4 protein-coding genes are annotated in these 4123 nt (G+C 73.6%); all 4 read left to right on the plus strand.

Features of this window, described 5'->3' with window-relative positions; all coding sequences use genetic code 11:
• Window positions 1-534: 534 nt before the first annotated feature.
• The gene (locus tag ACOV8S_RS21895) at window positions 535-750 is read left to right on the plus strand and encodes a type A2 lantipeptide (RefSeq protein WP_448319627.1); all 216 of its coding nucleotides are present in this window, start codon (window positions 535-537) and stop codon (window positions 748-750) included.
• Between the two features lie 111 nt (window positions 751-861).
• Window positions 862-1668, plus strand: a complete 807-nt coding sequence (locus ACOV8S_RS21900; protein ID WP_448319628.1) for an HlyD family efflux transporter periplasmic adaptor subunit — start codon at window positions 862-864, stop codon at window positions 1666-1668.
• The gene (locus tag ACOV8S_RS21905; protein WP_448319629.1) at window positions 1665-3914 is read left to right on the plus strand and encodes an NHLP family bacteriocin export ABC transporter peptidase/permease/ATPase subunit; all 2250 of its coding nucleotides are present in this window, start codon (window positions 1665-1667) and stop codon (window positions 3912-3914) included. Before ACOV8S_RS21900 ends, ACOV8S_RS21905 begins: the two co-directional genes overlap by 4 nt.
• A partial coding sequence (locus ACOV8S_RS21910) for a hypothetical protein (protein WP_448319630.1) occupies window positions 3915-4123 on the plus strand: 209 nt, incomplete at its 3' end.

Genomic DNA, 4123 nt, shown 5'->3' on the forward strand with positions numbered 1-4123 from the left:
GGCGACAGAGGGCGCGGCGGGCCTCGGCGGGATCCGCGCCGGACGGGCGCCGACCGGAGGCCCCCGGCTTCGGCCTCAGCTTCAGCTTCGGCTTCGGCTTCGGCTTCGGCTTCGGCTTCGGCTTCGGCTTCGGTGAGCGACGGCGCACGCACCGACGGTGAACGATCACCGCTCCGAAACGTCCGTGCGGAAAATCTGCACACCGGCTGCCCGATCCGGGCACCGCCCGGGGCCTCCCGGGACGGCCGCGCACCGCGGCGGTCCCGAATGCCCGCTTCCGGCCCGGGGACGGGAGAAGGCCCTGCGGTCCTCCCGTGACCCATGTGTGGAAGTGATCCCCATGCGGTGACGCCGCGTTCACGCTTCCCCCCGACCGAGGGCCAAACGCCCAGCTCACAGCGGTTGTTGATTGGAAGGCGGCAAGTCGCCCGTGCTTTGATCCCACCGCGCCGCAAGGTTCGCCGGCCCTCACGGGTCCGGCGGGCGGCGGCGCGATTTCCCCCCCTATGTAGGTCCTTACGAAGGGAAGTTCTCATGAACTTCGTCCCCCAGGTCGAGACCGCCGAGATCTCCGACGCCGAGCTGGACAACGTCTCCGGCGGCCTGATCGGCGAGACCCTCGGTGCCGTCACCGGCGTCGTCGACGGCATCGCGCCGGTCTCCGGCATCCTCAACACCGCGGTCTCCACCGTCGAGGGCGTCACCGGCCTGAACACCGCTCCGGTCACCGGCCTGGTCAACGGCCTCTGATCGCATCTCGCGCCGTCGAGTCCCGGAGCCACCCCCACGGCTCCGGGACTCCCGGCGTTCCGTGCCCGGTTCCCGCACGGGGACCGGTTCCGTTCAGCCGAAAGAAGTTCCGTGCAGTTCCGCCAGCAGGCCCTCGACAAGCTGCGGTCGCCGGAGGACCTCGAGCTGCCCGCCCGGCTCGCCCGGCCGCAGGGCTGGCTGGTGCTCTCGGTGACCCTGGTCGTGATGGCCGCCGCCTCCGTATGGGCGGTGACCGGCTCGGTCGTCACCACGGTGGGCGCACCGGCCGTGCTCACCCACGGGCAGGGCAGTTACGTCCTGCAGAGTCCCGTCACCGGGCAGGTGACCCGCGTGCTCGCCGAGGAGGGCGACCGGCTCGACGCCGGGACGCCGGTCCTCGAGGTCCGCGCCGCCGAGGGCAGGACCCTGGTGCGGGCGGTCGACGCCGGCCGGGTCGGCGCGCTCGCCGTGAACGTGGGGGCCGTCCTGCAGACCGGCGCCGACGTGGCGGCGGTGGAGAAGGTCGGCGACGAGCACTCCCCCTTGTACGCGACCGTGTACGTCCCGGCCGGGAAGGCATCCGAGGTCCGCGTCGGCGATCCGGTGGACCTCACCGTGCAGACCGCGCCCGCCTCCCGCTACGGGGTGCTGCGCGGCACGGTGACGTCCGTCGAGCGGCGCGCCCAGTCGGCCCGGCGCATCGCCTCCTTCCTGGGCGACGCGCAGCTGGCCGCCCGGCTCACGGAGGACGGCGCGCCCGTGGCGGTCACCGTCACCCCGGTGCGCTCCTCGTCGACGAGGAGCGGCTACCGGTGGTCCACCGAGGAAGGGCCGCCCTTCCGCCTGGACTCCATGACCCAGGCCACCGCCTCCGTCCGCGTCGCCGACCAGCACCCCGTCGATTGGCTCCTGCCGTGACCACCCGCACCACGAACGTGAAGAAGGGCCCGCCGCCGCCCGTCCGGGGCAGGCGCCGGGCCGGCCCGGCAAGGAAGGCCCCGGCCCGCCGCCCGCGCCGGCGCGCGGTCCGCACCCCCACCGTGCTGCAGATGGAGGCCGTGGAGTGCGGCGCGGCCGCGCTCGCCATGGTGCTGGGCCACCACGGCCGCCACGTTCCCCTGGAGGAACTGCGCGTCGCCTGCGGCGTCTCCCGCGACGGCTCCCGGGCCGGGAATCTGCTCAAGGCTGCCCGCGCCTACGGGATGACGGCCAAGGGCATGCAGATGGACACCGCCGCCCTCGCCGAGGTGGCGGCGCCGGCCGTCCTGTTCTGGGAGTTCAACCACTACGTCGTCCTCGACGGCATGGGACGGCGCTTCGGCCGGCGCGGCGTCCACGTCAACGACCCGGCGAAGGGCCGCCGGTTCGTGCCCATGGAGGACTTCGACACCAGCTTCACCGGCGTGGTGCTGGTGATGGAGCCGGGCCCGGACTTCCGGCGCGGCGGACGCCGCCCGGGCGCCCTGGGCGCGCTCCCCTCACGGCTGCGCGGCACGGCCGGCGCCCTGCCCGCCGCCGTGCTGGCGAGCCTGCTGCTGGTGCTGGTCGGCGCCGCCGTGCCGGCGCTCAGCCGCACCTGGATCGACACCTTCCTGATCGGCGGCAGCACCTCCCTGCTGGACGTGCTGTTCACGTCGATGGGCGCCTGTGTGCTGCTCACCGCCGTGCTGACCTGGCTGCAGCAGGGCAATCTGCTGCGCGGGCGGATCATCTCCTCCACGCTCTCCAGCGCCCGGTTCCTGCGCCATCTGCTGCGGCTGCCGGTCACCTTCTTCTCCCAGCGCGGTCCCGCCGACCTGGTGCAGCGGCTGGAGTCCAACGACTCGGTGGCCGAGACGCTCTCCCGGGACCTCGCCTCGGCGGGCGTCGACGCCGTGGTGGTGGTGCTGTACGCGGTCCTCCTGCACACCTACGACCCGCAGCTGACCGCGGTGGGCATCGGGGTGGCGCTGCTCAACGTGGTGGCCATGCGGGTGGTGGTGCGGCTGCGGGCCACCCGTACCGCCAAGCTGCGCGCCGACACCGCCCGGCTCACCAACACCGCCTACACCGGGCTCCAGCTGATCGAGACGATGAAGGCGACCGGCGGCGAGGACGGCTACTTCCGCAAGTGGGCCGGTCAGCACGCCGTCACCCTGGAGGAGCAGCAGCGGCTGGGGGTGCCCACCGCCTGGCTGGGCGTGGTGGCGCCCACGCTGGCGACCCTGAACAGCGCGCTGATCCTGTGGATCGGCGGGTTGCGCGCGGTGGAGGGGCACATCACGGTGGGCCTGCTGGTCGCCTTCCAGGCGCTGGTCACCCGGTTCACCGCTCCGCTGACCCGGCTGAACGGCGTGGCCGGGCGGATCCAGGACTTCGCGGCCGACGTGGCCCGGCTGAAGGACGTGGAGAACTTCGCGCCCGATCCGCTGCACGCGCGCGGCGGCGAGGACTCCACCCGCCGCCTGCGCGGCCACGTCGAGCTGGAGGACGTCGCCTTCGGCTACAGCCCGCTGGACGAGCCGCTGCTGAGCGGCTTCGACCTGACGGTCGGTCCGGGCCGACAGGTGGCGCTGGTCGGCGGCTCCGGCAGCGGCAAGTCGACGGTGGCCCGGCTGCTGGCCGGCCTGTACGCGCCCTGGGAGGGCGTGATCCGGATCGACGGGCAGCGGCTGGAGGACATCCCGCGCGGGGCGCTGGCCGCCTCGGTCTCCTTCGTCGACCAGGACGTGTTCCTCTTCGAGGGCACGGTCCGCGACAACGTCGCGCTGTGGGACCCCTCGGTGCCGGACGAGGCGGTGGTCGACGCGCTCAGGGACGCCGCCCTGTACGACGTGGTGATGCGCCGCTCCGGCGGCATCCACAGCCCCGTGGAGCAGGACGGCCGCAACTTCTCCGGCGGGCAGCGGCAGCGGCTGGAGATCGCCCGGGCCCTGGCCCGCCGTCCCAGCGTCCTGGTCCTCGACGAGGTCACCAGCGCGCTGGACGCCGAGACGGAGCTGGTGGTGATGGACAACCTGCGCCGCCGCGGGTGCGCCTGCGTGGTGATCGCCCACCGGCTGAGCACGGTCCGTGACAGCGACGAAATCGTGGTGCTCCAGCACGGCGTGATCGTCGAGCGCGGCACCCACCAGCAGCTGCTGGCCTCGGGCGGCAGCTACGCACGACTGGTCAGGGAGCGGTAGATGACCTCCGGTTACGAAGGCGCGTACCCGGGCGGCCGGGCCCCCGGGGACACGGGGCTCCAGGCGCTCGACACCGTGGGCACGCCCGTGGACTGCTCCGGCCCGCAGCTCGACCTGGAGGGGCCGCAGGTGCTGTGGCTGGTCGCCGCGGGCGCGCTCGACCTGTTCGCGGCGGACGTGGTGGGCCAGGGTCACTGGCACCACCTGGG

The sequence above is a fragment of the Streptomyces sp. CO7 genome, assembly GCF_053474865.1.